This window comes from Nocardioides sp. Z30_9, assembly GCF_058215735.1.
Window position 1 is genome coordinate 798,379 of sequence record NZ_JBZAJF010000001.1, and the last position, 24,913, is coordinate 823,291.

Sequence of the window (24,913 nt, forward strand, 5' to 3'; positions counted from 1 at the left end):
CGGCGCCCTGGCCCTGCTCCTCGGGATGTCCGTCGTTCCGCTGACCGGCGCGGCCGTGAGCAGCGCCGCGGCGGCCGACACCTGGGCCGTACCGGATGCTCCAGCGACGTTGACGATCACGACCGCCGGCGGCGCGGCGGTCGACACGAAGACCGACTACGTCCCCGGGACCATGTCGCTGCAGGGGGTGGAGCACCCGCTGCGGATCAGGGGTCGCGGCAACTCCACCTGGGGCTGGCCGAAGAAGCCCTACCGGCTCAAGCTCGACACGGCCGCGAGCCTGCTCGGGATGCCCGCCGAGAAGGACTGGGCCCTGCTTGCGAACTACGGTGACCCCACCTCCCTGCGCAACCACCTTGCGCTGGCCCTCGGCAGCCGGACGGCGCTGCCCTGGACGCCGCGTGCGCGCTACGTCGACGTCGTGCTCAACGGGGAGGCGATCGGCAACTACCTGATGACCGAGCAGGTCGAGCAGGGCAAGGAAAGGGTGGCCCTGCCCGAGGGGGGTCTCCTGCTCGAGGTGGACCAGCGCATGGAGGCCAGCGGAGACCCGGGATTCCGGTCCGACAGCGGCCTGCCGATCGCCTTCAACGACCCGGACGACCTCGACGACACCCAGCAGCAGCAGGTGCGCCGGGCCGTGTCCGCGTTCGAGAAGGCCCTCTACGGCAAGGACTTCAAGAACCCGGTCACCGGGTACGCCGCCCACGTCGACCTCGCCTCGTTCGTGGACTGGTATCTCCTCAACGAGCTGTTCAAGAACATCGACGCGGACTTCTTCTCCAGCGTGTTCGTCACCTGGACCCCCGGCGGGCGGTTCGCGATGGGACCGCCGTGGGACTTCGACCTGAGCTCGGGGTTCGATCCCGGGCACGCGCCGACGGCGACCGATCCCCGGGGCTGGTGGCTCCGGGCGGGCGCCGCCAGTGAGCATGCCGCACACGACACCCACTGGCTGGCCAGGATGTCCGAGGACCCGGCGTTCCTGGTGCGGGTGGCCAACCGGTGGTGGCAGCTGCGCCCGATGGTTGACTCCCTGGTCGCACAGATCCCCGCCACCGCACGGGTGCTCGAGCCCTCGCTGCTCCAGGACTGGACCCGCTGGCGGTCCGGGGGCGATTTCGTGACCGGGACCAGGCACGCCGACTCCCGGACCGGAGAGATCGGCCGGCTCGCGCGGTGGCTGGCCGACCGCGCCGCCTGGATGAGCGCGGAGCTCGCCAAGGCCGGTGGGAACGCCGTGGTCACTCTCGCCCCGGCGCAGCGCACCGTCTCCGAACGTGCCGGCGCCGTACAGCTGACCGTGTCCCGCAAGGGGAACACCCGTGTCCCCGCGAGCGTCCGCCTCAGCCGGACCTCTGGCACCGCCACCCCCGGGTCCGACTTCGTCCTGCCCCCCGCGACGGTGAGCTTCGCCCCCGGGGAGGTCACCCGGACAGTGACCCTGCGGATCCTGGACGACGCACGCGGCGAGGGCGCCGAGACCGTCCGGATCTCCCTGGCCCAACCAGGCGCAGGCACCTCCCTGGGCTCGCCGGCCGCCTCCACTGTCACGATCGCCGCGAGCGACCAGCAGCCCGACCTGCAGGTGAGCAAGACCGCCACCAGCGGCTTCGTGGGGAACAACGTCTACAACACCACCGCCGCCAGGCAGGCGAAGTCGGCCGACGTACGCCGTGGGAAGGCCCGCAACTTCATCGTGCGTATCCAGAACGACGGTGCCGTCACCAACACGTTCCGGCTCACCGGCAGCCGGGCGGTGGCCGGGTCGGTGAGCTACCTGCACGGGACCAACAACGTGACCCGGTCCATGCTGGCGACGACCGGCTACCCGGTCACCGTGCCCGCAGGCGGCTACCGCAGCGTCAAGGTCCGGATCGTGCCGCCGCGCAAGGCGAAGCGTCACTCACTGCACCCTGCAACGGTCCGTGGGAGCTGGGTGGGCGACAGCGCCCGAGTCGACGTCGTGAAGGCAGTCGCCCGGGCGACCCGTTAGCCGCCGCACGGCCCGTCGGCCGTCCTTTCCCACCTCGAAGGTCCCGCCACGGTGGCTCCCAGCGTGCTCGGCCGGCAACCTTCACACCAACGACCTGATCGTGCGGACGAACGCCCGGTGTGCGGACGGGCTGGCTCATAGGCCGGGTTCTGTTCGCCGTACCGCCTCGCGACGGCACGGTTGGCGACCATCCATCTCCGGGTGCCGTTGCCGACACCCTCCAGCGACCTACCCGCGAGCTCGGGCGGACCACCCTCGAGCACTCGCTGTTCGGTCTTGCTCCAGGTGGGGTTTGCCTAGCCACGACGGTCTCCCGCCGCGCTGGTGGTCTCTTGCACCACCGTTTCACCCTTACCCCGGCTCGAGAGCCGTGGCGGTCTGTTTTCTGTGGCACTGATCCCGCGGGTCACCCCGGGTGGGCGTTACCCACCACCTCGTCCTGTGGAGCCCGGACCTTCCTCGACATCCTCGGACGAATCCGAGAACGACGCGATCGCCCGGCCAGCCCGTCCGCAGGCCAAGGATAGGGCACCGGAGCCCGGGAGCGTCCCGGGCTCACGCGGATTGCCGACTCCTGCCTCGGCGCCCTTCTCCTGTGGTGTTTCTGGGACGTTCTGCCCGCCCGAGCCCTACCCTTGGGTCAAGGGGGGGTCATGACCACAGCGGCCGAGGCAGAGCACGTCGCGACGCTGCCGCACTCCCCGGTCCCGCCCACCAGCTGGTTGCTGACCGACACGCTCGTCGCCCACCTGCAGCTGATCGCCGACGGGGTGGTCGCGGTCGCAGGCTTCGGCGTGGCAGCGATCCGAATCCGCAGCGGCGACGAGCTGGTGCTGGTCGTGGACACGGGCCTGCCCGAGGAGGTCGGGACGCGCATCCCGCTGCGGCTGATGCAGGACGAGCTCGCCCTGGCCGACGACTGGGGCATCCTCCAGTTCGTGCCGCACGAGCGCGGCACTGCCGGCCCCAGCACCGGTGGCTGGATCGTGCCGGACGTGACCGTCACCGAGGGACCCGACGCCTGGCACCCCCTCGACATGCTCGTGGCCCCGCTGTACGACGAGCAGGGCGAGCTGCGCGGGACGCTGGCCATCGACGAGCCGCTCGACGGCCGCCGACCCGGAGTCGATCGCCGCCGGGTGCTCGAGCGGTTCGCTGGCCTGGCCAGCCGGGCCGTGCTCTCCGCGGTGGAGCGGGAGTCGCTCGCCGAGCAGGTGGCGATGGCCAACATGGTCAAGGAGGTCGTCCGGACCACCAGCGCCCAGCTCAGCCTCGAAGGCCTGCTCGCCTCCTGCGAGCAGACCCTCGTCGAGGGGTTCCGGGCCGACGGGCTGTGGATCCAGACGGTCGTGGAAGAGGACCGGGGCGGGCTGCTGTACACCCCCGAGGGCGTCGACGTGGTCCTGCCTCCGGCCATCGTCGAGTTCGCGGCCGCCTCGGCGAGCTACTGCTGGCACCACCAGCTCGTGGTCACGATCGGCGAGGACCACCCGGTCCCGCCGATGATGGACCCGCGCCAGCACCACGAGATCGTGGAGCTGCTCCGGGGCATCTCGATGTCGGCGCTGATCTTCGTCCCGCTTGGCGCCGGCACCGAGCACATGGGCAGCCTGGTGCTCACCCGTCGCCAGGCGCAGGACGAGTGGTCGGAGATCGAGCGCTCGGCCCTCCTCGACATCGGTCACGACCTCGGCCGAGCCACCCTGAACGCACGCACCTTCGAGCGTGAGCACGCCCTGGTGACCGAGCTGCAGGCGCTCGACACCTACAAGAGCCAGCTCATCGCCACCGTCTCCCACGAGCTGAAGAACCCGCTCACCGCCGTCACCGGTCACCTCGAGATCCTCGAGTCCGACGCCCTGGGCGTGGGCGATCTCGCCCGTTCCTCGCTGGCCGCGATCGGCCGGGCCTCGTCGCGGATGTCGCGGGTGATCGAGGACCTGCTCCTGCTCCGGGAGATCGGCGAGAAGGAGAAGCCGCTGGGCCAGGAGGCGGTCAACCTGGTCGACCTCGTCCACGAAGCCGTCACGATGACCGCCCTGATCGCGGAGAGCAAGGACCTGGACGTCCGGGCCCGCGTTCCCGAGCACCCCGTGCTGGCGCTGGGCGAGGTCGACGAGCTCGACAAGGTCGTGCTCAACATCGTCAGCAACGCCGTGAAGTACACCCCCGGCGGGCGCGCCGTACGGATCAGCCTGGAGTCGCGGGCCGGCACCGTGGCCCTCCGCGTTGAGGACGAGGGACTGGGCATCTCCGAGCAGGACCAGGCGCAGCTGTTCACCGAGTTCTTCCGCTCCACCAACCCGCGTGCCGTCGAGCAGCCGGGCACCGGGCTGGGCCTGGCGATCGTCAAGCGCATCGTCGAACGGCACCGCGGCACGGTCGAGGTGGAGTCGCGGCTGGGCCACGGCAGCACCTTCACCGTGGTCCTCCCGGCAGCCGGCTGACACCCTGCCACCCGCGTTCGGGGCCCGGGGTCGGACCGCCCGCCCGCTGCGTCCGGCGCCGGAGCACCGACCTAGGCTGGCGCGGTGCTGATCCTGCTACCGCCCTCCGAGGGCAAGGCCCGACCGTCGCGGGGCAAGCCGCTCGACCTCGATTCGCTGAGCTTCCCCGCACTCACCGCGGCGCGCCAGCAGGCCCTGGAGGCGCTGGCGCAGCTGTGCGGTGGGGACCCCCAGGAGGCCGCGAAGATCCTCGGCCTCGGCCCCACCCAGGTCGAGGAGATACGCCGCAACCAGCACCTGCTGACCGCCCCAACGGCACGCGCCGACGCGATCTACACCGGCGTGCTCTACGAGTCCCTCGACCTCGCGTCCCTGGACCCGGCCGCACGCAGGCGTGCCTCGCGGTCGCTGGCGACCACCTCGTCGCTGTTCGGGCTGGTCCGCCCCGGCGACCGGATCCCGTCCTACCGGCTCGCCGGTGGCGTCAAGCTGCCCGGCCTCGGGGTGGTCTCGGGCCACTGGCGCGGCGTGCTCGACCCGGTCGTCCGGGAGGCGGCCGGCTCCGGCCTCGTGGTGGACCTCCGCTCGAGCACCTACGCGGCGTTCTGGCGCCCGGCCCCCGACCTCGCACACCAGGTCGCCACCGTGCGGGTGCTGCAGCAGGTCGGCAGCGAGCGCAAGGTCGTCAGCCACTTCAACAAGGCAACCAAGGGCCGGCTGGTCCGGGCACTGCTCCAGGCCGGAGCGACACCGGTGACCCCGGCAGCGCTCGCCGACGACATCTCGGCCCTCGGCTGGAAGGTCGAGCTGCTCCCGCCCGGGAAGACCAGCCAGCAGCTCGACGTCGTGGTCGACGACCTCTGAGCGGCCCGGGTCAGCCGAAGATCTCGGTGGGGCGCGCGTTGAAGAGCCTCAGGTTGGCCATCGGCTCGTCCTGGCCCGGCCCCCCGCTGAAGTAGGAGATCACCGTGACCGAGGCCGGGGCGAGCTCCATCCGGTAGACCGCATCGAGGGGAGCACCCAGCGCCTCGGCGACCAGCACCTTGATCGGGGTCACGTGGCTGACCGCGACGACCGTCTGCCCGGCGTACGACGACACGATCTGGTCGCGTCCCTCCAGGACCCGCGTCTCGACGGCACGGAAGCTCTCCCCACCGTGGGGAGCCGACTCCAGGTCGCCGAGCCAGGCGGTCATCTCGTCGGGGAACTTCTCGTGGACCTCGGTGAAGCTCAGCCCGTCCCAGGTCCCGAACTCCATCTCGGCGATGCCGGCCTCCTCCTCGACCTCCAGGCCGAGGATCTCGCCGAGGATCTCGGCGGTGTCGCGGGTGCGCCGCACGGGCGAGCTGACCAGCACGTCCAGCGTCCCGGCCAGCGGGGTGAGCCACTCGCCGGTGGCCCGCGCCTGCTCGCGGCCGGTCTCGTTCAGGGGCGGGTTGCTGCTGTTCATCCCACCGGAGAAGAGCTTGCCCACGGTGTGGTCGGTGACGCCGTGACGGACCAGGACCAGCGTGGTGACCTCGACCTCCGAGGGTCCCCAGCCGCGTTTGGGCGCCTGCTCCTGCTCGGCGTCCAGGCTCAAGTGCCGGACTCCCCCGTACGCACCAGGATCCGGTCGCACTCCTCGCAGCGGACCACCGTGTCGGTGGGCTGCTTGGCGATGATCCCGAGGTCCGAGGCGTTCAGGGTCAGGCGGCAGCCCTCGCAGGCGCGACGGCGCAGCGCAGCCGCACCGACCCCGCCCTTCTGGGCCCGCAGCTTCTCGTAGAGCGCCATCAGGTCCTCCGGCATCCCGGAGGCCGTGGTCTTGCGCTCCGCCTGCACCGAGGCCAGGTCGTCACGCAGCACCTTGGCGCGCTCGTCCAGCGCCTCCTTGAGCCTGCCCTCCTCGAGCTCCAGCTCGGCGAGCTCGGCCGAACGCCCGTCCAGCGCGGTCTGGGCGGTCTCGAGCTGCTCCATGATCTCCAGCTCGGTGTCCTCCAGGGAGGTGATCCGCCGGTGCAGGGACTCCAGCTCCCCCAGCATCCGCTCGAGCGCCTTGGGGTCCTTGACCTGGCCGGCGTCGATCATCGACTGGTCGCGCTCACGACGGGTCTTGACCTGCTCCACGTCGGCGTCGGCGCGCTTCTGCTCCCGGGTCAGGTCGTCGACCTGGATCCGCAGGTCGCGCACCGAGTTGGCCATGGCCGTACGCCGGGCCGAGAGCTCGCGCAGTTGCGCAGCCTCGGGGATCGACTGGAGCTGGTGGTTCAGGGCGTCGATCCGGGAGTCGAGCTCCTGGACGTCGAGCAGCCTGAGCTGGACGAACGGGTCGGCTTTCAGAGGATTCTCCTGATGTAGTTGTGGTCCTCAGACCCGGAAGGTCCACGGGTCCGTGTTCGTCGTGCTGACGCGGACCTCCACCGTATCGCCCAGTGCCTCCACCAGCCGACGGCGGAGCACCGGGAGCCAGGTCGCCTCGGCGGCCCAGTGGGCCACGTCCACCAGCGCCGGGGCATCGCGCTGCTCGCGCAGCTCCGACGCGGGGTGGTGGCGAAGGTCGGAGGTGAGGTACACGTCGACGCCGGCAGCCCGCGCCCGGTCGAGCAGGAAGTCCCCGGCACCGCCGCACAGCGCGACGTGCTCGACCACCCGGTCGGGGTCCCCCGCGACGCGTACGCCGTGGGCCGTCGGGCTCAGCGTCGCGGAGACGTGGGCCGCGAACTCCGCGAGCGACATCGGGGAGGGCAGCCGGCCGCGCCTCCCGGAGCCACGGTCGGGCTGGGGCAGCAGGGCGAGCTCGATCACGTCGTACGCCGGCTCCTCGTAGGGGTGCGCCGCCAGCATCGCCGCCACCGCCGCGCTGCGCAGGTGCCGGGGGCACACGGTCTCGATGCGCACTTCCTCGACCTGCTCGGGGCGGCCGACCTCCCCGATGGCCGGGCGGGCACCGGGGAGCGGCCGGAACCGGCCCTCGCCGACGGAGGTGAAGCTCGCCGAGTCGTAGTCACCGATCCTCCCGGCACCGGCGGCGCTGAGCGCCTCCCTGACCCGGTCGGCGTCCGGCACCGGCACGAACACCACCAGCTTGTCCAGCGGCGGTGCGGGGTCGGGGTCCAATGGCCGCACGTCCACCAGGCCCAGGGCCAGCGCCAGCGCCTCGGAGACCCCGCCCGCCGGGGAGTCCGCGTTCGTGTGCGCGGTGAACAGCCCGCAGCCCGAGGTCAGCAGGTTGTGCACCACGCGGCCCTTGGGACCGGTGGCCGCGACGCCGTGGACCGCCTTGAGCAGCAGCGGGTGGTGGCACACCACGAGCTGGGCGCCGAGGGCGATCGCCTCGTCGGCCACCGCGGCGACCGGGTCGACGGCCAGCAGGATCCGGCGCACCTCGGCCTCCGGGTCCCCGCACACCAGTCCCACCGCGTCCCAGCTGTCCGCGTGGTGGGGTGGGTACCAGTCATCGAGCAGGGCGGTGATCTCTGCGAGCGTGGGCACGGGTGCAGGCTAGTTGACCTGCCGGTCGCGGTCCTTCCAGTACTCCTGGCGCAGCTTGAACTTCTGCAGCTTGCCGGTGGCCGTGCGGGCGAGCACCTCGCGGAACTCCACCGAGGACGGCGCCTTGTAGCGCGCCACCTTGGACTTGCAGTAGTCGATCAGCTCCTGCTCGGTGAGCTCGGAGCCCTCGTTCTTGACCACCAGGGCCTTGATCGTCTCGCCCCACTTCTCGTCCGGTACGCCGATCACGGCGACCTCGGCGACGTCGGGGTGGGAGAAGATCGCGTCCTCGACCTCGATCGAACTTACGTTCTCGCCGCCGGTGATGATCACGTCCTTCTTGCGGTCCTGGATCGTCAGGTAGCCGTCGTCGCCGATCACCCCGCCGTCGCCGGTGTGGAACCAGCCGTCCCGCAGGGCCGCCTCGGTCTCCTCCGGCTGCTCCCAGTAGCCCTCCAGGATCACGTTGGACCGGGCCAGCACCTCGCCGCCCTCGTCGATCTTCAGCGTCACCCCGATCGCGGGCTGCCCGGCACGGACCAGCTTGGCGGCACGCTCCTCCCCGGACAGGTCGTCCCACTCCGCCCGGGTGCGGTTGACCGTCAGCAGCGGAGAGGTCTCGGTGAGGCCGTAGATCTGGATGAACTCCCAGCCGAGCTCGGACTCGACGCGGGCGACGGTCTTCGTCGGCGGTGGCGCTCCCGCGACGATGATCCGGACCTTGTCCCGCCCGGGGATCTCGCCCTGCCAGCTCTCGGCGGCCTCGAGCACCGAAGCGACGACGGCCGGCGCAGCGCACATCACCGTGACGCCGTACTTCTCCACACGGCGGAGGATCTCGGCGCCGTCGATCTTGCGGATCACCACCTGCTCGACGCCCATGCCGGTCATCGCGAACGGCATCCCCCACCCGTTGGCGTGGAACATCGGAAGCGTGTGCAGGTAGACGTCGCGGTCGGTCACCCCGGCATGGAGCGCGAAGGTGACCGCGTTGGTCCAGACGTTGCGGTGAGTGATCTGCACGCCCTTGGGGCGGGCCGTGGTCCCCGAGGTGTAGTTGATCGTGGCGGTGGCGTTCTCGTCGTGCTCCCAAGGCCTCGGCTGCGTCCCCTCGGAGTACATGTCCTCGTCGCGGCCGATCACGAACTTGTGCTCGCACTCCACGCTCGCCATCGACTCCTCGAGCTCGGGATCCACGTAGAGCACCCGCGCACCGGAGTGCTCGACGATGTACTTGACCTCGTCGACGGAGAGCCTGAAGTTGATCGGCACCAGCACCCGGCCGTGCCCGGCCACCCCGAAGAACGCGGTGTACAGCCGGGCGCTGTTGTGCGAGAGGTAGGCCACCCGCTCCCCGAACCCGATGCCGAGCTCGTCGAGCTTGGCGGCCTGGGCCCGGGCCAGCTCGCCCACCCGCGCGTAGGTCAGCTCGCCCAGCGACGGCGCAGGCTGGTCCGGCTCGTCGACGATCCCGATGCGGTCGGCGTACACCGCCAGGGCGCGGTCGAGAAAGTCGGACGCTGAGAACGGCACGATCACGGTTGTGACTCCCCTCACTGTGGATGGAACCACCCTAACTGCCATGCCACCCGGTCAGACTCCCTTGAACCGGGCATAGGTGAGGGGCACACTCGTGAACGTGCAGGCCAACGACTCGGACCTCGTGGACGAGTCATGGCTCGCGCCCGAGGCCCGTCGCCTGCGCGTGCTGTTCGACCGGGTGCCCGCGCTGATCGGCTACTGGGACAGGGACCTCCGCAACGTGATGGCCAACGCGGCACACGTCGAGTGGTTCGGGAACGAGCCGGCGGACATGACCGGGAAGCACATCAGCGAGATCCTCGGTCCCGAGCTCTACGCCAGGAACCGACCCTACATGGAGCGCGCCCTCGCCGGTGAGCAACAGGTCTTCCAGCGCACCATGACCTCCGCGATGCCGGACCGCCGCACCCGGCACGCCCAGATCTCCTACGTGCCCGACCTCGTGGACGGCGAGGTGGTCGGGCTCTTCGCGCTCGTCACCGACATCACCCAGACCGTGGAGACCCAGCGCCAGCTCGACGAGGCGCAGGAGATCTCCCAGCTCGGGAGCTGGCGCTACGACCTCGCCACCCGCGACGTGACGTGGTCGCGGAACATGTACCGGCTGATGGGCCAGGACCCCGACGACTTCGTCCCCGTGAGCGAGACCTGGATGCCGCAGGTGCACCCCGAGGACCAGGACGACCTGATGGTCATGATCACCCGGGCACGTGAGTCCGGGGTGGACTACGAGATGAGCTACCGCCTCGTCCGCCCCGACGGAGAGGTCCGTGAGGTGCTCAGCCGGGTCCGCGCCGAGTGGTCGCCCGAGGGTGAGGTCACCGGGGTCACCGGCGTGATGCAGGACCTCACCGAGTCCAACTCGCTCACCCGTGAGCTGAGCCGGGTCAACGAGGAGCTGCGGCAGGTCAACCAGCTCAACGCCGACGTGCTCGGGGTGGTCGGTCACGACCTGCGCACACCGCTCTCGCTCGTCCTGGGACACCTCGAGGAGCTCTCGGCGACCTGGGGCAGCAGCGACGAGGACACCAAGCTCGCTCGCGTCGACAAGGCGTACGCCGCGTCGCTGCGCCTTGCCGCCCTGGTCGAGGACGTCCTCGCGATGGCCAGCTTCGACTCCGGCACGGTCGCCACCCGGCCGCTGCGCGTCGAGCTGGGCGAGGTCGTCAACGAGGCCCTGGCGGGCGTGCACGGGGCCACGGAGGTGGAGGTCCGGGTCGAGGGCTGCCCCGTCAGCGTCGTCGACCCCTTCCACGTGCGCCAGATCGTGGCCAACCTGGTCACCAACGCGCTGCGGTACGGCGCTCCCCCGGTGGTCGTGACGGTCAGCGAGACGGGCGGCTCGGCACGGATCGAGGTCACCGACCGGGGGGAGGGCGTCCCGGCGGACTTCGTCCCGCACCTGTTCGAGCGGTTCACCCGCGCCACGACCGGGGTCGCCACCCGGCACCGGGGCAGCGGCTTCGGCCTCTACATCGTGCGCCGGCTGGCCGAGGCCAACGGCTGCGAGCTCACGTACGCTCCGGCGCTTCCTTCGGGCTCGCGGTTCCGACTGGATCTTCCTTGACCTCGTGGTGGGCCTCAATCCACCTCATCGCCGGTTTCGCCAGCACCCCGTGGACCAGGACCGAGAGCCCGATCGTGAACGCGACGGTGGCCCACAGCCACCGGAGCTCCTCGAAGTGGGCGTGCCCGGCGGCGTACGCCAGGTAGAACAGCGACCCGACGCCACGCACACCGAAGAAGGCCGTGACGAGGCGTTCCCTGCGGTCCATGCCGTGGCCGCTCCTCGCGAACGGCACCAGGCTGGCCACGCCGGCCAGGGGACGCAGGACGAAGACCAGCGCCACCCCGGCCAACACGCCCCGCCAGTCCAGCGCCTCCAGGATCCCGCGACTCATCGCGATGCCCAGGCACAGCAGCACGAGCAGGGTCAGCAGCCGCTCCAGACGCTCCACGACGCCGTGCATCGCCTGCTGGTAGTCGTGGCTGCGCTCGGCGTTGCGCATCGCCATGCCGCAGCAGAACACCGCGACGAAGCCGTACCCGCCGACGAGCTCGGCGGCGCCGAAGGACAACGCCAGTGCCGCCAGCGCCAGCAGCGGCTCACCCTGCTCGGCCAGCCGCAGCGAGGCCCTGCGCGCCCGGAATGCCAGCTTGGCCAGGAGGTAACCCACCAGGGCGCCCACCAGCACGCCCAGCACCACCTTGCCGAGCAGGTCCCACAGGAACCACTTCCCCACCCAGGACCAGGTGGTGCCCTTCTCCACCAGGTAGATGGCCGCGTAGACGAAGGGGAAGGCGAGGCCGTCGTTGAGGCCGGCCTCCGAGGTGAGCGCGAACCTGACCTCGTGCCGCTCGTCGCTCTCGTCCTGGCTCTCGGTCTCGACGTCCGGGCCACCCACCTGGACGTCACCGGCGAGCACCGGGTCGGTGGGAGCCAGCACCGCGCCCAGCAGCAGCGCGGTGGCCGGGGCCAGGCCCAGGCCCCACCACCCCAGCAACCACACCGCGGCGATGCTCAGCGGCATCGCCGCCAGCAGCAGCCGCCAAGTCGCGGACCAGCGCCGCCAGTCGCGCGGATGACGCAGCCGGAGCGGACGGTCCAGGGCCAGCCCCACCCCCATCAGCGCCAGGAGCACGGTGAACTGGGTGACCTGCTCGACGGTGGTGTGGTTCTTGACCGGGTCGAAGAACGCGTCCGTGCCGACCGGCAGGAACCCCATGCCGATGCCGGCTGCGAGCAGCACCATCGGCGGGGAGACGGCGAACCGGCTCAGGGTCGACGGCAGCACGGCCGCCAGCAGGATCGCGAGACCCGCGACGAGATACAGGGCGCTGGACACGGGGCCCACCTTCCGAACGCAACGAGACGAACAGAGGGCCCGCGTCTCTGGAGCCTGACCGGATTGGGCAGCAGGACTCCCCTGCGAGTCCTCGCCGCGAAGCGATGCCCGTTGACGGACTGTGCTCGTTGACGGGGCCCGGAGTCAAATGCCGTCTGGACAGATGCCGGCGCGTTGGGGTGCCCGGCCCACAATATGGCTGTGAGCCAGGCACCCGAGCCCGAGTCCCCGTGGACCCGCCGTGCCCTGCTCACCGCCGGGGCCGCCACCGCGGCGGCAGCGCTGACTGCCGACTCACGCAAGGCCGACCCAGCCCCCTCGGCCGCCCTCCGGGACCAGATCGGCGTACAGCTGCACCTCCGCTGGGAGGAGACGCCGTACTACGACCTCGAGCAGGTGATCGCAGCCCTGCGGGACCTCGGCGCGGGACACGTGCGGGACTCGTTCAACGTCGGCTGGCCGACCCAGAACGCACAGATCAGAACCGTCGCGGACGAGTGCGACGTGAAGTTCACCCTGACCGCCAGGATGAGCGACCCCATCGACGGCTTCGTCGAGGGGGTCGCCGCCCTCGGCGATTGCGTGGTCGCCGTCGAGGGGGTCAACGAGTGGGACAACACCGGCCGTCCCGACTGGGCCGCCGAGGTGCGCGCGCACCACACGGAGCTGTACGCCGCCGTGAAGCGGGCGATGCCGCAGATGCCGGTGCTCGCACCCTCGGTCGCGGACCCTGCCCAGGCGAAGACGCTCGGCCCGGTGCCCTGCGAGTTCGGCAACGCCCATGCCTACCCCGACGGCGCCCCGGGGGCGTGGCTCACGGTCCCGCTGACGGCCGCGGCCGCGGTGGCAGGCAAGCCCGTCGTCGTGACCGAGACCGGCTACACCAACGTCCTGCGCGACTCCGACGTCAGGTGGCACCACCCGGTCACCGAGGAGGTCGCGGGCGGCCACATGGCCAGCCTCGTCAACGCCCACCTCGAGGCCGGCGCCCCCCGCGTCTTCGTCTACGAGCTCTTCGACCAGGGGCCGGGCGACGTCGACGTGGAGCACGGGTTCGGGCTGCTCCGCTTCGACGGCAGCCCCAAGCTCGCGTTCACAGCGCTCAGAGGGCTGCTCCGCGGCACCGACGACCTCGGCTGAGCCGGGAGGTCGCGGACGGGTGGTGGGCGCAGCAGGGATCGAACCTGCGACCACCTCGTTGTAAGCGAGGTGCTCTACCGCTGAGCTATACGCCCCAGGGTCTCCGGCCCGACGGATCAGGCCCCGACCACGCGGCCAAAGACTACGGGAGGTGGGCGGTGGCGCCCAACTCGCCCGGTGTATCCGGATTCGCGACGAGGCCGTCAGGACACAAAGAAGTCGCGCCGCTGGCGTCTCGGGTCACCAGCGGCGCGACAAGGCAAAGAGTGCCTCAAGACGGGCCAGCTTCCAAGGGCTTCGCGGAAAATGGCCGAGACAACTAGACCAGGGCGGCCAGGACTGCGGCATGTTCGTCCAGATCGCGCGCCTGGCCGCTAGCGTTGTGCGCCGCCCAGGCGATCTGCCCGTTCCGGTCGACGATGTAGGAGGACCTGGTCGGTCCCCCCGAGCGCTCGTCGAAGACGCCGTACGCCTTCGCCGTGGCGCCGTGCGGCCAGAAGTCGCTGAGCAGCGGGAAGAAGATCCCGTCGCGGTCGGCCACCGCACGCTGGGTGAAGATCGGGTCGCAGCTGATCGCGATCAGCGTCGAGCACTCGGTCTCGAAGTCGCCGAGCCGGTCGCGCAGGCCGGTGAGCTCGCCGGTGCACACCCCGCTGAACGCGAACGGGTAGAACACGAGCAGGGCTGCCTTCCCGCGGGCCTGGGTGGTGAGCGTGACGGCCTGGCCGTGCTGGTCCCTGAGGGTGAAGTCAGGCGCCGGTGCGCCGATGGCCAGAGTCATGCCGGCCATCGTGCCAGCCACCGGGCACAACCTCGACGTCAGTCCCCCGAGTCCTCTGCGCCCCCGGCTGCGTCCGAAGCCTCGTCCTCACCGGAGTCGCCGTCGTCGCCGGGGTTGCCGTCCTCGTCGTAGTGCTTGAGGTCCTTCTTCAGGACCTTGCCGGTGGAGTTGCGGGGAAGCTCGTCGAGGAACACGAACTCACGCGGCACCTTGTAGCCGGCGAGGTTCTCCTTGACGTGGGACTTCAGGGTCTCGCGCAGGTCGTCGGGATCGACGTCGCCGCTGATCACCACGAAAGCACGCAGGCGCTTGCCGTACTCCTCGTCGTCGACCCCGACGGCGGCGACGTCCTCGACGCTCTCGTGGCGCGACAGGCAGTCCTCGACCTCCTTGGGGAACACGTTCTCCCCACCGGAGACGATCATCTCGTCGTCGCGACCGTCGACGAACAGGCGGCCCTCCTCGTCGATGCGCCCGATGTCGCCGCTGGACATGAGCCCGTCGATCATCTCCTTGCCCTCGTCCTCGTCACCGGTGTAGCCACCGAAGAGCATGGTGTTGCCGACGAAGATCCGACCCGACTCCCCCGGCGTCTGCTCGTTGCCCTCGTCGTCGTAGATCTTCACGACGGTGTTGTAGGGAACCTTGCCCGCCGTACCGGGGGCGGCGCGCATGTCGTCGGGCTGGGCGATCGTCGCCCAGGCCACCTCGGTCGAGCCGTAGGTGTTGTAGAGGTTCTCGCCGAACGCATCCATCCACTTCGTGGCGAGGTCCCCGGGCAGCGCCGACCCGGAGGCGGCCACCACGCGGAGCCGGGACCAGTCGCCGGAGCGCTCGTCCTCGCTGAGCTTGAGGATCCGCTGCATCATCACCGGGATCACGATCATCGCGTCGCAGTCGTGCTTCTGCAGGGTCTCGAGACAGTCCGCGGGATCGAACCTGCGGCGCAGCACCACCGTGGAGCCGAGCAGCATCGCGAGGTTCAGGTGGGCCCAGCCCCAGGTGTGGAACAGCGGGGCGGCGATGTAGGTCCGGCCGCCGGTCTTGAACGGGATCTTGGACAGCAGCGCGACCGCGCCGTCGATGCCGGACTCGCCACGGGGTGCGCCCTTGGGCGTCCCGGTCGTGCCCGAGGTGAGGATCACCGGACGCGTCGTGTGGTCGGGCACGGGGTGCGCCTCGGTGGAGCCCTTCTCGATCAGGTCCTCCACCAGCGGCACCTTGCCGGGCTCGCCGTCGTGCCACGCGATCACCCGGGGCATGTCGATGCCGGACTTGTCCACCAGCTCGGTGAACTCTTCGTCGTAGACGATCGCCGCGGGCTTCTCGCGCTCGCACACCTCCCCCAGCTGCGGGGCGGAGAAGGCGGTGTTCAGGTAGAGGATGTCCGCCCCGAGCTTGGACAGGGCGGTCGAGGCGTCGACGAAGTACCGGTGGTTGCGGCACAGCACGGCCACGCTGTCTCCCTGCTCCACGCCGAGCTCCTTGAGCCCGTGCGCCAGCCGGGTGGCGCGCTCGTCGACCTCGGCCCAGGTCAGCTCACCGAGCTCGTCGATGAGGCCGAGCTCCTGGGGTGACCGGACCGCCAGCGCCCTCATCCCACCGGCGAACCCGATGCCCCAGTCCATCACCGTGCGGCCGATCCCCACCAGCTTGCGAGGGCCGTAGGGCCGGATCACCCCCGACTGCGCCATGACCTTGACCATCCGGGCGTGACGAAGCGCTGTTCTCTGCATCTGCGGGAACATCGGGTGAGGACCTCCTGAGCTGTGGGTTCAGTTCTTGGGAGCGACCAGACGGGTGCCGGTCCACTCCTTACCCACTGCAACGGTCGTCGTCGTAGAAAGTCCCGCAATTGGCGCGGCTTCGGCGACATCGGCCGCGTCCACGGCTCCGGGCCTGCCCACCTTGGGGGTCAGCAGCCAGATCGCTCCACCCCGGACGAGGTCGGTCAGGCTGTCGACGAGCGCGTCGACGAGGTCCCCGTCGTCGTTGCGCCACCACAGGAGTACGACGTCCACGACGTCACCGTGGTTGCCGTCGACGAGGTCGGAGTCGATGGACTCCTCGATCGCGGCACGGATCGAGTCGTCGACGTCGTCGTCCCAGCCGAGCTCCTGCACGACCGTGCCGGGCTTCAACCCCAACCGTTCCCCCAGCTGGACATCCGCGCGGTCTGCGCTCGGGCTCACCTGTTGCCTCCACTCACTGATCTCTAGGTCGGAATCACCCACACGAATTCGGGGTCCCGGTGCCCGTAGTCCACTAGACCCAGGGGTCAGGCGCAAGCCCGGACGCTCCATGTCCAGCATCCGAGGTGCTGCAGGAAGCCCCAATCACACCCGGCCGTGCCCGATTTGCCGATACGCTCCGGTTCCTGCCAGGACCTGGTCAGGTGGGCGAGCGCGGGGGGTTCCGTTGACGACCTTCATGGTCATCGGCCTCGTCGGGCTGGCGCTCCTCCTGGTCTCGCTGGTGATCGGGGACGTGCTCGACGGCGCCCTCGACGCCCTGACCGGTGACGTCTTCTCGAGCGCGGTGATCGGTGGGTTCGTGGCCGCCTTCGGGTTCGGGGGCGCGGCGGCCCAGGCCGCCGGTGTCCCGGTGCTGATCAGCGTTCCGGTCGGCGTCGTCGCCGGAGCCGGGTTCGGCTGGTTCGCGGCCTGGCTCACCCGGTTGCTGCGTGACGGGAACAGCGACGCCACGCCCGTCGCGGAGGACTCCCTGGGCCGCGAGGGCACCGTGCTCACCGACATTCCCGAGGGCGGGTTCGGCACCGTCAGGGTGCTGCTCGGGGGTCACGTCGTACGCCTCAACGCCCGTGCGGAGCGCCCGGTGCCCGCCGGCACGGGGATCCACGTCACCGCGGTCCTCTCCCCCACCGCCGTCAGCGTCGCCCCGCTCTGGGACGACCTCGAGATCCCTCCCGCCCACTAGCCCCGGCTCCCAGCCACCTGGGCTGGGCGTGCCACCTCGCGGTAACCCTGAAAGGACTCCCCCATGAGCCCGGTGATCGTCCCCGTACTCGGCTTCGTCGCCCTCTTCGTGCTGCTCCTGCTGCTGGTCACCAGCCGCTACAAGGTGGCCGGCCCGAACCAGGCGTACATCGTCACCGGCCGCAAGGGGAAGGCGGTGCTCAACCCCGAGACCGGCGCCCTGACCACCGACCTGTCGGGGCAGAAGGTGATCCTCGGCGGCGGCACGTTCGTGATCCCCTTCGTGCAGAAGCTCGCCACCCTCGACCTCTCCAGCCGCCGGATCTCGGTCCAGATCAGGGGTGCGGTCTCGGGGCAGGGCATCAAGCTCAACGTCGAGGGTGTCGCGATCGTCAAGGTCGGGGGCAACGCCGACCAGATCCGGCTCGCGGCCCAGCGCTTCCTGAGCCAGCAGCAGGACGTGGAGGCCTTCACCCAGGAGGTGCTGGCCGGCGCCCTGCGCTCGATCGTGGGCGGGCTGACGGTGGAGCAGATCATCCGTGACCGCGCCGCGTTCGCGCAGCGGGTGGCCGACGAGTCGGAGAACTCCCTCACCGGCCAGGGCCTGATCCTGGACACCTTCCAGATCCAGGACGTCACCGACGACGGCAGCTACCTCGCCGACCTCGGCCGTCCCGAGGCCGCACGGATCGGCCAGGCCGCCTCGATCGCCGAGGCGAACGCACGCCAGGCAGCCGAGCAGGCGCGGATCAAGGCCGAGGAGGAGATCGCGGTCGCCCAGCGGGCGCTCGCCCTCAAGCAGGCCGAGATCAAGGCCGAGACCGACGCGGCCTCGGCCAACGCAGCCGCTGCGGGACCGTTGGCGCAGGCGGACCGGGACCAGTCCATCCTCCTCGAGCAGGAGAAGGTGGCGGTGCGACAGGCAGCCCTGACCGAGCGCCAGCTCGAGACCGAGGTCCGCAAGCCGGCCGACGCCGCGCGGTACAAGGTCGAGCAGGAGGCGGAGGCCAACCGCACCGCGGAGATCTTCGCGGCCGAGGCCCGCAAGGCCGCCTCGATCGCGAACGCCCAGGCCAAGGCCGAGGAGACCCGGCTCAGTGGTGAGTCGGAGAAGTCGAGGCGTGCGGCACTCGCCGAGGCCGAGGCGATCGAGGGCCAGAAGCGCGGCGAGGCAGAGCGGTCCCGTCGTGTCGCGGAGGCGGAGGCGACCCGCGCCGAGGGCGAGGCGACCGCTGCCGCCACCCTGGCCGTGGGCCAGGCCGAGGCCGAGGCGATGGACAAGCGTGCCGAGGCGTTCGCCCACTACAACGACGCCGCGGTGCTCCAGATGCTGATCGAGGTGCTGCCCCAGATCGCACGCGAGGTGGCCGCCCCCATCGCCGCCATCGACCAGCTCACGATCGTCTCGACCGACGGGGCCGGCGCCATGCCCAAGCAGGTCACGGACAACGTCGTCCAGACGCTCTCGATGCTGAAGACCACCACCGGGCTCGACCTCGAAGGACTGATCAAGCGTGCGGTCGACGGTGCCACGAACGGTGCCGGGATCGTCCCCACCGGCGCGTCCGACGCCTGAGACGAGGGCGCCGGATGCCCGTACTCGTCAGTAGATTTTCTCTGCTTACGAGAAGTGACACGATGAACCGGTGAACGACTCCGACAACACCCAAGAGCCAGTCGAGGCTCGGCGCGCCTCGGTGATCCACGAGGGCCTGCCGACCCAGCTTCCCGACATCGATCCCGACGAGACCCAGGACTGGCTCGCGTCGTTCGACGCGATGGTGGACGACCGCGGTCGCGACCGCGCGCGCTACCTGATGCTGCGACTGCTCGAGCGTGCGCGCGAGCAGTCGGTGGGCGTCCCGGCGCTGCGCAGCACGGACTACATCAACACGATCCCCCCGGAGCGCGAGCCGTGGTTCCCCGGTGACGAGGACGTCGAGCGCCGGATCCGCGCCTTCATCCGCTGGAACGCCGCGGTGATGGTCTCCGACGCGAACCGTCCCGGCCTCGAGGTGGGCGGGCACATCGCGACGTACCAGTCCGCGGCCAGCCTCTACGAGGTCGGCTTCAACCACTTCTTCAAGGGCAAGGACGCCGCCGGTGGTGGCGACCAGGTCTACATCCAGGGCCACGCCTCCCCCGGCATCTACGCCCGGGCCTACCTCGAGGGGCGGCTCACCGAGGAGCAGCTGCTCCGCTTCCGCCAGGAGGTGCAGCACGGCGTGGGCAAGGGGCTCCCGTCGTACCCCCACCCCCGCCTGATGCCGGACTTCTGGGAGTTCCCCACGGTCTCGATGGGCCTGACGGCGATCAACTCGATCTACCAGGCCCGGTTCAACCGCTACCTGCAGAACCGCGAGATCAAGGACACCTCGAAGCAGCACGTGTGGGCCTTCCTCGGTGACGGCGAGATGGCGGAGCCGGAGTCGCTGGGCGCGATCGGTGTCGCGGCTCGCGAGGAGCTCGACAACCTCACCTGGGTGATCAACTGCAACCTGCAGCAGCTCGACGGCCCGGTACGCGGCAACGGCAAGATCATCCAGGAGCTGGAGTCGACCTTCCGTGGCGCCGGCTGGAACGTGATCAAGGTGATCTGGGGTCGCGAGTGGGACGCGCTGCTGGCGCGCGACGTCGACGGCGTCCTGGTCAACCAGATGAACGCCACCCCCGACGGCCAGTTCCAGACCTACTCGGTCGAGGACGGTGCCTACAACCGCGAGCACTTCTTCGGTCCCGACCCGCGGCTGCGCAAGATGGTCGAGCACATGAGCGACAAGCAGATCGAGAAGCTGCCGCGCGGCGGTCACGACTACCGCAAGGTGTACGCCGCCTTCGACGCCGCCACCAAGCACGTCGGCCAGCCGACCGTGATCCTGGCGCACACCATCAAGGGCTGGACGATCGAGTCCCTCGAGGGCAAGAACGCCACCCACCAGATGAAGAAGCTCAAGACCGCCGACTTCAAGAAGTTCCGCGACCGGCTCTACCTGCCGATGAGCGACAAGGACATCGACGACGCCTACGAGGAGACCGGCGGCGCCCCGTTCTTCCACCCGGGCAAGGACTCGCCCGAGATGGAGTACATGATGGAGCGGCGCCGCCAGCTCGGCGGCTCGCTGCCCAAGCGCGTGGTCCGCGCCAAGCCGCTGAAGGTCCCCGGCGACGAGCTCTACGCCGAGCTCAAGCAGGGCTCGGGCAAGGCCAAGATCGCCACCACGATGGCGGTCGTGCGACTGCTCCGCGACTGGATGAAGGACAAGAACATCGGCCAACGCCTGGTGCCGATCGCTCCCGACGAGTACCGCACGTTCGGGATGGACTCGATGTTCCCCAGCGCCAAGGTCTACAACCCGGGCGGGCAGCGCTACGAGTCGGTGGACCGCAAGCTGCTGCTGAAGTGGCGTGAGGACACCAAGGGCCAGCTCCTCCACGAGGGCATCTCCGAGGCAGGGGCGATGGCGTCGGCCACGGCCGCCGGCTCGTCGTACAGCACCCACGGCGAGGTGATGATCCCGTTCTACATCTTCTACTCGATGTTCGGGTTCCAGCGCACCGGCGACTCCATCTGGGCGATGGCCGACCAGCTCGCGCGCGGCTTCCTGATCGGCGCCACCGCTGGCCGCACGACCCTGACCGGCGAGGGGCTCCAGCACGCGGACGGCCACTCACCGCTGCTCGCCGCGACCAACCCCGCGGTGGTGCACTACGACCCGGCGTTCGCCCACGAGGTCGCGCACATCATGCAGGAGGGCCTGCGCCGGATGTACACCGTCACCGAGGAGCACCCTCAGGGTGAGGACGTCATCTTCTACGTCACGGTCTACAACGAGCCGATCTCGATGCCCGCAGAGCCGGAGAACATCGACGCGGAGGGCCTGCTCAAGGGCATCTACCACTACGCCGACGCCCTCGAGGTGGACGGCAACGGAGACGTGCCTCGCGTCCAGCTGCTCGCCTCGGGTGTCGGGTTCCCCTGGATCCAGAAGGCCCAGCAGCTGCTGGCCGAGGACTGGGGCGTGGCCGCCGAGCTGTGGTCGGTGACCTCGTGGAACGAGCTGGCCCGCGAGGCCATCGCTGCGGAGAAGTGGTCGTTCAACCACCCCGACGAAGAGGCCAGGGTCCCCTACATCACGAACAAGCTGGCGGACGCCAGCGGTCCCGTGGTGGCCGTCAGCGACTACATGCGCGCGGTGCCCCAGCAGATCGCGCCCTGGGTGGGCACCGACTTCCACGCACTGGGCACCGACGGGTTCGGCTTCGCCGACACCCGGCCCGCCGCACGACGCTTCTTCCAGGTCGACGCGGAGAGCGTGACCGTCGCTGCCCTGCAGGCGCTCGCCGCTCGCGGTGAGGTCAAGCCCGAGGTCGTGGGCGAGGCGTTCCGCAAGTACCGCGTGGACGACCCCACCGCCGTGGCCGACGTCAAGCAGGAGGGCGGGGACGCGTGAGCGAGGCCCAGCAGCGCGCCTGGCTCGACGCCGGCCGGCGGGGAGTCATCCCGATCGCCGGGGGCGTGCTCTGCCTCGCGCTCTCCTGGCCGGCGACCCAGGACCTCGACCCGCTGCTGAAGGGGCTGGGTGCGGTCCTGGTCGTCCTGGGACTGGTGATCGTCGTGACCACGGCACGCACGCTGGGCGCGGAGTACCGCCGCATCGGCGCACCCTGAGCGCTGGCCTGCCAGCGACCCCGGTGGTCCAGAGAGCTCAGGCGCCGCGCCGGGGCAGCTGGGCCACCGGGGCCAGCGGCCGGTCGCCGGCCTCCGCGCGGTTCACCGGCTCCATCGGGCCGTTGCGGAGCAGCTGGCGCCAGCGCCCGCGGTGGTACGTCGCCGGCGGGTAGGCCCGGACGAAGTCCTGCACGATCTTCACGAAGCGTTCCGGGTGGTCCTTGTGCGGGAAGTGCCCGCTGTTGGGCAGGACCTCGACGACGGCGCCGGGAGCGATGCCGGCGACGTTCTCGGCGTGCTTCGCGGGGATCACCATGTCGTCGGACCCCCAGACCACGAGCATGGGCATCGCCTGGGTGAGGTAGGCGCGGTCGACCATCGTGACGATCTGGCCCTTCAGGTCGACGACCGCCCGGACCACGTGCCGGATCGCGGCCCGCGCGTGCGGGTCCTTGAACGACTCGTAGATCTCGGCGACCTCGGCCAGGTCGCGCGCGGCCGTGACCCCGGTCCGCGAGAGCGCCCGCAGGCCGGCCTTGCCGACGTGCCGGACACCGGGCAGGGTCGCGAGACCCATCACCTGGTGGAAGCCCGGCAGCGTGACCGCACGGATCATCGGGCTGACCTCGGGGCCCATGCCACCGGGGGCGACCAGGATCATCCGCTGGGTGCGCTCGGGGAACTGGTAGCCGAACTGCATCGCGATGCCGCCGCCGAAGCTGTGCCCGACCACGGTGACCTTGTCGATGTTGAGCACGGTGAGCAGGTCACGCATCCCGTTGGCGTAGCCACCCACCGAGTAGTCGGCCCGGGGCTTGCCGCTGACCCCGTGGCCGAGCAGGTCGGGGGCGATCACCGTGAAGTTCTTGGCGAGGTCGCGGATCACGGGCGACCAGGTCGAGTGGTCGCAGCCGAGCCCGTGCAGGAGCAGCAGCACCGGGCCCTCGCCCATCTTCACGAACGCCCGCTCGTGGCCGTGGATGGTCAGGCGCTGGAGCTCGACAGCCGGTTGGGGAACCTGGTCCATGCCGCGCTCCTGATTGTGGTCTGAGACAACGAAGTCAGAGTCAACCAGAACCTGTTCCAGATGGATGCTCCGTAGCCGCATCGTGGGCATGTCGCCTCACTGACTAGAGTCTCACCCATGCCAGGACGCCCCGGACCCAGCCCCGACGCGGCGACCACGCTGTCCCAGCTGGCCAGAATCGTGCAGCTGGTGACCGAGCGCCCGGAGCTGGAATTGCGCCTCGACCAGCGCTTCGTCGACGACCTCCGGATCGACTCGCTGTCGATGGTGGAGATCCTCGAGGGGTGCGCGCAGCACTTCGCCGTGCGCATCGACGACGAGGACGCCAAGGCCTTCGTGCACGTGGGCGACCTCGTCGACTACCTCGACACCCGGCTCGCGACGCGAACCTGACCGCCGGGCCGGTGGTTGAGCCGGCGCCGGTGGTTGAGCCTGTCGAAACCCCCGCCGACTCAGACGACCTGGTGCAGCCAGCGGACCGGGACGCCGTCGCCGGCGTGCCGGAAGGTCTCCAGCTCGTCGTCCCAGGGCTTGCCCAGCAGCTTGGCGACCTCGAGCTCGAGGGTGGTCTCCCCCAGGCTCGCCTTGACGACGGCGGCCTTGAGCCGGTCCTCGGGGATCATGATGTCGCCGTGCAGCCCGGTGACGGCATGGAAGACGCCGAGGGTCGGCGTGGCGCAGTAGCGCGCCCCCTCGGTGCTCGAGGTCGCCTCCTCGGTGACCTCGAAGCGCAGGTGGTTCCAGCCGCGCAGGGCCGAGGTGATCGCGGCACCCGTGCCCTGGTCACCCACCCACGAGTACTCCGTGCGGTAGGTGCCCACCTGGGCAGGCTGCGGCGTCCACTCGACCTGCGGGGCAACGCCCAGCACTCCACCGATGGCCCACTCGACGTGCGGGCACAACGCGGACGGCGCCGAGTGGATGTAGACAACTCCACGGGTCGCTGAACGAGTCACGACTGACCTCCTCTGCTCCGGCGCGAGATACGCCTTCCCCAGCGGTCTCGATCTTGAAGCAGCAGCGTCCGTGCGACTCTGTGTTGAACGTGTGAACTTGTGCGCCCATTGTGACCGATGGGAGGGCTGGAGACCAGCAGATCCCACCAAAACCGCCCCGGCGTGTCGCTTATGTCGCAGATGACTGGGTTGTCGAGCGTGGTCCCAGCTCCATCAGCTCGGTGAGCACCTTGCTGACCACGCCGAACCCGCCGAGGTGCGACTCCCCGTCGACCGTGGTGAACGTGGCGTGCGGCAGTCGCGCGGCCACGTGGACGCCGTGGGCGTGCGGGATGATGTGGTCGGAGTCGCCGTGCCACCAGTGCACCGGGACCTGTACGTCGGCCCCCTCGAAGCCCCAGTGCCGGGTGAACAGGATGATGTCGGACAGGGGCGCGCTGACCTGGAACCGCGAGCCGTTGAGCAGGTCGTCGAGGAACATCGCCCGGAACTCCGGGCGCGCCAGCATCTCCTTGTCCCCGCGCGGCTGCACCGAGGCGTAGCCGTCGATGATGGCCCCTGCGACCGGCCGGACCAGCCGGATGAACTGCGCGAGCGCGATCCCGAGCGGCACCCTGGTCAAGGACAGCACCGGGGCGGCGTACGGCGCCAGGCTGACCAGTCCTCCGGAGATGGCGTCTGGCCCCTTGGTCGGCGCGACGCCGCCGAGGACCCCGACCCCGTGCACCCGGTCGGGCAGGGCAGCCCCGGCGGCCAGCGCGTAGGGACCACCGCCGGAGAGTCCGATCACGTGGAGCTTGTCGATGTCGAGCACGTCGCAGAGCTCGACGAGGTCGCCGGTCCAGTCGAGGATGTTCTCGTAGAGGTGCGGCGTGGAGGACCCGATGCCGGGTCGGTCGACTCCGATGATCCGGATGCCGTTCTCCTCGGCGTACTCGCGCGCCTCGATCGGGACCTGGCGGCGGGCGCCGGGAGTGCCGTGCATCCACACGATCGCCCGGCCTCGCGGCACCCCGAACTCTGCGAACGACAGCCTGCGGCCATCGCGTACGGCCACGGACCCCTCGAGCCGGGGGCGGTCCACCTCGCTCATCCGCGG

At 70.3% G+C, this 24,913-nt stretch carries 21 protein-coding genes, 1 tRNA gene and 1 other RNA gene; 10 read left to right on the forward strand and 13 right to left on the reverse strand.

The features are described from left to right. Positions 1-25 precede the first annotated feature (25 nt). Positions 26-1,996 carry a CotH kinase family protein gene (locus tag AC4BGB_RS03970; RefSeq protein ID WP_490544919.1) on the forward strand — a complete coding sequence of 657 codons (1,971 nt, stop codon included), beginning with the start codon at positions 26-28 and terminating at the stop codon, positions 1,994-1,996. 122 nt (positions 1,997-2,118) lie between these two features. Here AC4BGB_RS03970 and rnpB read toward each other — a convergent pair. Then, positions 2,119-2,505: RNase P RNA component class A (gene rnpB / locus AC4BGB_RS03975), an RNA gene on the reverse strand. Between the two features lie 144 nt (positions 2,506-2,649). Here rnpB and AC4BGB_RS03980 point away from each other — a divergent pair. After that, positions 2,650-4,443 carry a sensor histidine kinase gene (locus tag AC4BGB_RS03980; protein ID WP_490544921.1) on the forward strand — a complete coding sequence of 598 codons (1,794 nt, stop codon included), beginning with the start codon at positions 2,650-2,652 and terminating at the stop codon, positions 4,441-4,443. A gap of 84 nt (positions 4,444-4,527) precedes the next feature. Further along, positions 4,528-5,307, forward strand: coding sequence for a peroxide stress protein YaaA (gene yaaA / locus AC4BGB_RS03985; protein WP_490544923.1), 780 nt, complete (start codon positions 4,528-4,530; stop codon positions 5,305-5,307). Positions 5,308-5,317: 10 nt separating this feature from the next. On the opposite strand, the gene AC4BGB_RS03990 is transcribed toward yaaA, so the two are convergent. Genes AC4BGB_RS03990 through AC4BGB_RS04005 form a run of 4 tightly spaced genes read right to left on the reverse strand, consistent with a single transcriptional unit; the run spans position 5,318 to position 9,450 of the window. Further along, positions 5,318-6,025: a histidine phosphatase family protein gene (locus tag AC4BGB_RS03990; protein WP_490544925.1), complete on the reverse strand. Its 708-nt coding sequence runs from the start codon at positions 6,023-6,025 to the stop codon at positions 5,318-5,320. Continuing rightward, complete coding sequence (locus AC4BGB_RS03995; RefSeq protein WP_490546782.1) at positions 6,022-6,765, reverse strand: zinc ribbon domain-containing protein; 744 nt, start codon at positions 6,763-6,765, stop codon at positions 6,022-6,024. Before AC4BGB_RS03995 ends, AC4BGB_RS03990 begins: the two co-directional genes overlap by 4 nt. 27 nt (positions 6,766-6,792) lie before the next feature. Then, positions 6,793-7,917: a Nif3-like dinuclear metal center hexameric protein gene (locus AC4BGB_RS04000; RefSeq protein WP_490544927.1), complete on the reverse strand. Its 1,125-nt coding sequence runs from the start codon at positions 7,915-7,917 to the stop codon at positions 6,793-6,795. Positions 7,918-7,926: 9 nt separating this feature from the next. Beyond that, positions 7,927-9,450: an AMP-binding protein gene (locus AC4BGB_RS04005; RefSeq protein ID WP_490544929.1), complete on the reverse strand. Its 1,524-nt coding sequence runs from the start codon at positions 9,448-9,450 to the stop codon at positions 7,927-7,929. A 106-nt stretch (positions 9,451-9,556) separates the two neighbouring features. Between AC4BGB_RS04005 and AC4BGB_RS04010 the strand changes: the two genes are divergently transcribed. After that, positions 9,557-11,026, forward strand: coding sequence for a sensor histidine kinase (locus AC4BGB_RS04010; RefSeq protein ID WP_490544931.1), 1,470 nt, complete (start codon positions 9,557-9,559; stop codon positions 11,024-11,026). On the opposite strand, the gene AC4BGB_RS04015 is transcribed toward AC4BGB_RS04010, so the two are convergent. Then, entirely contained in the window at positions 10,971-12,305 is a 1,335-nt protein-coding gene (locus tag AC4BGB_RS04015) for a cation:proton antiporter (protein ID WP_490544933.1), read from the reverse strand. The two genes, AC4BGB_RS04010 and AC4BGB_RS04015, sit on opposite strands and share 56 nt — an antisense overlap. Before the next feature lie 201 nt (positions 12,306-12,506). Between AC4BGB_RS04015 and AC4BGB_RS04020 the strand changes: the two genes are divergently transcribed. Further along, on the forward strand, positions 12,507-13,445 hold the full coding sequence (locus AC4BGB_RS04020; protein WP_490544935.1) for a hypothetical protein: 939 nt from the start codon (positions 12,507-12,509) through the stop codon (positions 13,443-13,445). 20 nt (positions 13,446-13,465) lie between these two features. On the opposite strand, the gene AC4BGB_RS04025 is transcribed toward AC4BGB_RS04020, so the two are convergent. From AC4BGB_RS04025 to AC4BGB_RS04040, 4 genes are all read right to left on the reverse strand, one after another. Then, positions 13,466-13,540, reverse strand: a tRNA-Val gene (locus tag AC4BGB_RS04025). Between the two features lie 224 nt (positions 13,541-13,764). Further along, complete coding sequence (locus AC4BGB_RS04030) at positions 13,765-14,226, reverse strand: peroxiredoxin (protein ID WP_490544936.1); 462 nt, start codon at positions 14,224-14,226, stop codon at positions 13,765-13,767. 38 nt (positions 14,227-14,264) lie between these two features. Further along, positions 14,265-15,962, reverse strand: a complete 1,698-nt coding sequence (locus AC4BGB_RS04035; RefSeq protein WP_490544938.1) for an AMP-binding protein — start codon at positions 15,960-15,962, stop codon at positions 14,265-14,267. Positions 15,963-16,001: 39 nt separating this feature from the next. Next, the gene (locus AC4BGB_RS04040; protein WP_490544940.1) at positions 16,002-16,418 is read right to left on the reverse strand and encodes a DUF3052 domain-containing protein; all 417 of its coding nucleotides are present in this window, start codon (positions 16,416-16,418) and stop codon (positions 16,002-16,004) included. Positions 16,419-16,644: 226 nt separating this feature from the next. Here AC4BGB_RS04040 and AC4BGB_RS04045 point away from each other — a divergent pair, with 226 nt between their 5' ends. The 4 genes from AC4BGB_RS04045 (at position 16,645) to AC4BGB_RS04060 (ending at position 21,831) form a co-directional block, all read left to right on the forward strand. Then, positions 16,645-17,163, forward strand: coding sequence for an NfeD family protein (locus AC4BGB_RS04045; protein ID WP_490544942.1), 519 nt, complete (start codon positions 16,645-16,647; stop codon positions 17,161-17,163). Between the two features lie 63 nt (positions 17,164-17,226). Continuing rightward, the gene (locus AC4BGB_RS04050) at positions 17,227-18,738 is read left to right on the forward strand and encodes a flotillin family protein (protein ID WP_490544944.1); all 1,512 of its coding nucleotides are present in this window, start codon (positions 17,227-17,229) and stop codon (positions 18,736-18,738) included. A 121-nt stretch (positions 18,739-18,859) separates the two neighbouring features. Continuing rightward, positions 18,860-21,613 carry a pyruvate dehydrogenase (acetyl-transferring), homodimeric type gene (gene aceE / locus AC4BGB_RS04055; protein ID WP_490546783.1) on the forward strand — a complete coding sequence of 918 codons (2,754 nt, stop codon included), beginning with the start codon at positions 18,860-18,862 and terminating at the stop codon, positions 21,611-21,613. Then, entirely contained in the window at positions 21,610-21,831 is a 222-nt protein-coding gene (locus tag AC4BGB_RS04060) for a hypothetical protein (RefSeq protein ID WP_490544946.1), read from the forward strand. The genes aceE and AC4BGB_RS04060 overlap by 4 nt, the downstream gene beginning before the upstream one ends. Positions 21,832-21,868: 37 nt before the next feature. Here the strand turns inward: AC4BGB_RS04060 and AC4BGB_RS04065 are convergent, their stop codons facing one another. Beyond that, the gene (locus AC4BGB_RS04065) at positions 21,869-22,858 is read right to left on the reverse strand and encodes an alpha/beta fold hydrolase (protein ID WP_490544947.1); all 990 of its coding nucleotides are present in this window, start codon (positions 22,856-22,858) and stop codon (positions 21,869-21,871) included. 117 nt (positions 22,859-22,975) lie between these two features. Between AC4BGB_RS04065 and AC4BGB_RS04070 the strand changes: the two genes are divergently transcribed. After that, on the forward strand, positions 22,976-23,251 hold the full coding sequence (locus AC4BGB_RS04070; RefSeq protein WP_490544949.1) for a phosphopantetheine-binding protein: 276 nt from the start codon (positions 22,976-22,978) through the stop codon (positions 23,249-23,251). 59 nt (positions 23,252-23,310) lie between these two features. On the opposite strand, the gene AC4BGB_RS04075 is transcribed toward AC4BGB_RS04070, so the two are convergent. Both AC4BGB_RS04075 and AC4BGB_RS04080 read right to left on the reverse strand, forming a co-directional pair. Beyond that, positions 23,311-23,814: a DUF3145 domain-containing protein gene (locus AC4BGB_RS04075; RefSeq protein WP_490544951.1), complete on the reverse strand. Its 504-nt coding sequence runs from the start codon at positions 23,812-23,814 to the stop codon at positions 23,311-23,313. Between the two features lie 169 nt (positions 23,815-23,983). Next, complete coding sequence (locus AC4BGB_RS04080; RefSeq protein WP_490544953.1) at positions 23,984-24,907, reverse strand: alpha/beta fold hydrolase; 924 nt, start codon at positions 24,905-24,907, stop codon at positions 23,984-23,986. Positions 24,908-24,913 lie beyond the last annotated feature (6 nt).

Coding starts and splice junctions, on each gene's coding strand:
- AC4BGB_RS03970 (WP_490544919.1), top strand. CDS start 26: ATGTCCGTCGTTCCGCTGACCGGCGCGGCCGTGAGCAGCGCCGCGGCG.
- AC4BGB_RS03980 (WP_490544921.1), top strand. CDS start 2,650: ATGACCACAGCGGCCGAGGCAGAGCACGTCGCGACGCTGCCGCACTCC.
- AC4BGB_RS04030 (WP_490544936.1), bottom strand. CDS start 14,226: ATGACTCTGGCCATCGGCGCACCGGCGCCTGACTTCACCCTCAGGGAC.
- AC4BGB_RS04035 (WP_490544938.1), bottom strand. CDS start 15,962: ATGCAGAGAACAGCGCTTCGTCACGCCCGGATGGTCAAGGTCATGGCG.
- AC4BGB_RS04050 (WP_490544944.1), top strand. CDS start 17,227: ATGAGCCCGGTGATCGTCCCCGTACTCGGCTTCGTCGCCCTCTTCGTG.
- AC4BGB_RS04065 (WP_490544947.1), bottom strand. CDS start 22,858: ATGGACCAGGTTCCCCAACCGGCTGTCGAGCTCCAGCGCCTGACCATC.
- AC4BGB_RS04070 (WP_490544949.1), top strand. CDS start 22,976: ATGCCAGGACGCCCCGGACCCAGCCCCGACGCGGCGACCACGCTGTCC.
- AC4BGB_RS04080 (WP_490544953.1), bottom strand. CDS start 24,907: ATGAGCGAGGTGGACCGCCCCCGGCTCGAGGGGTCCGTGGCCGTACGC.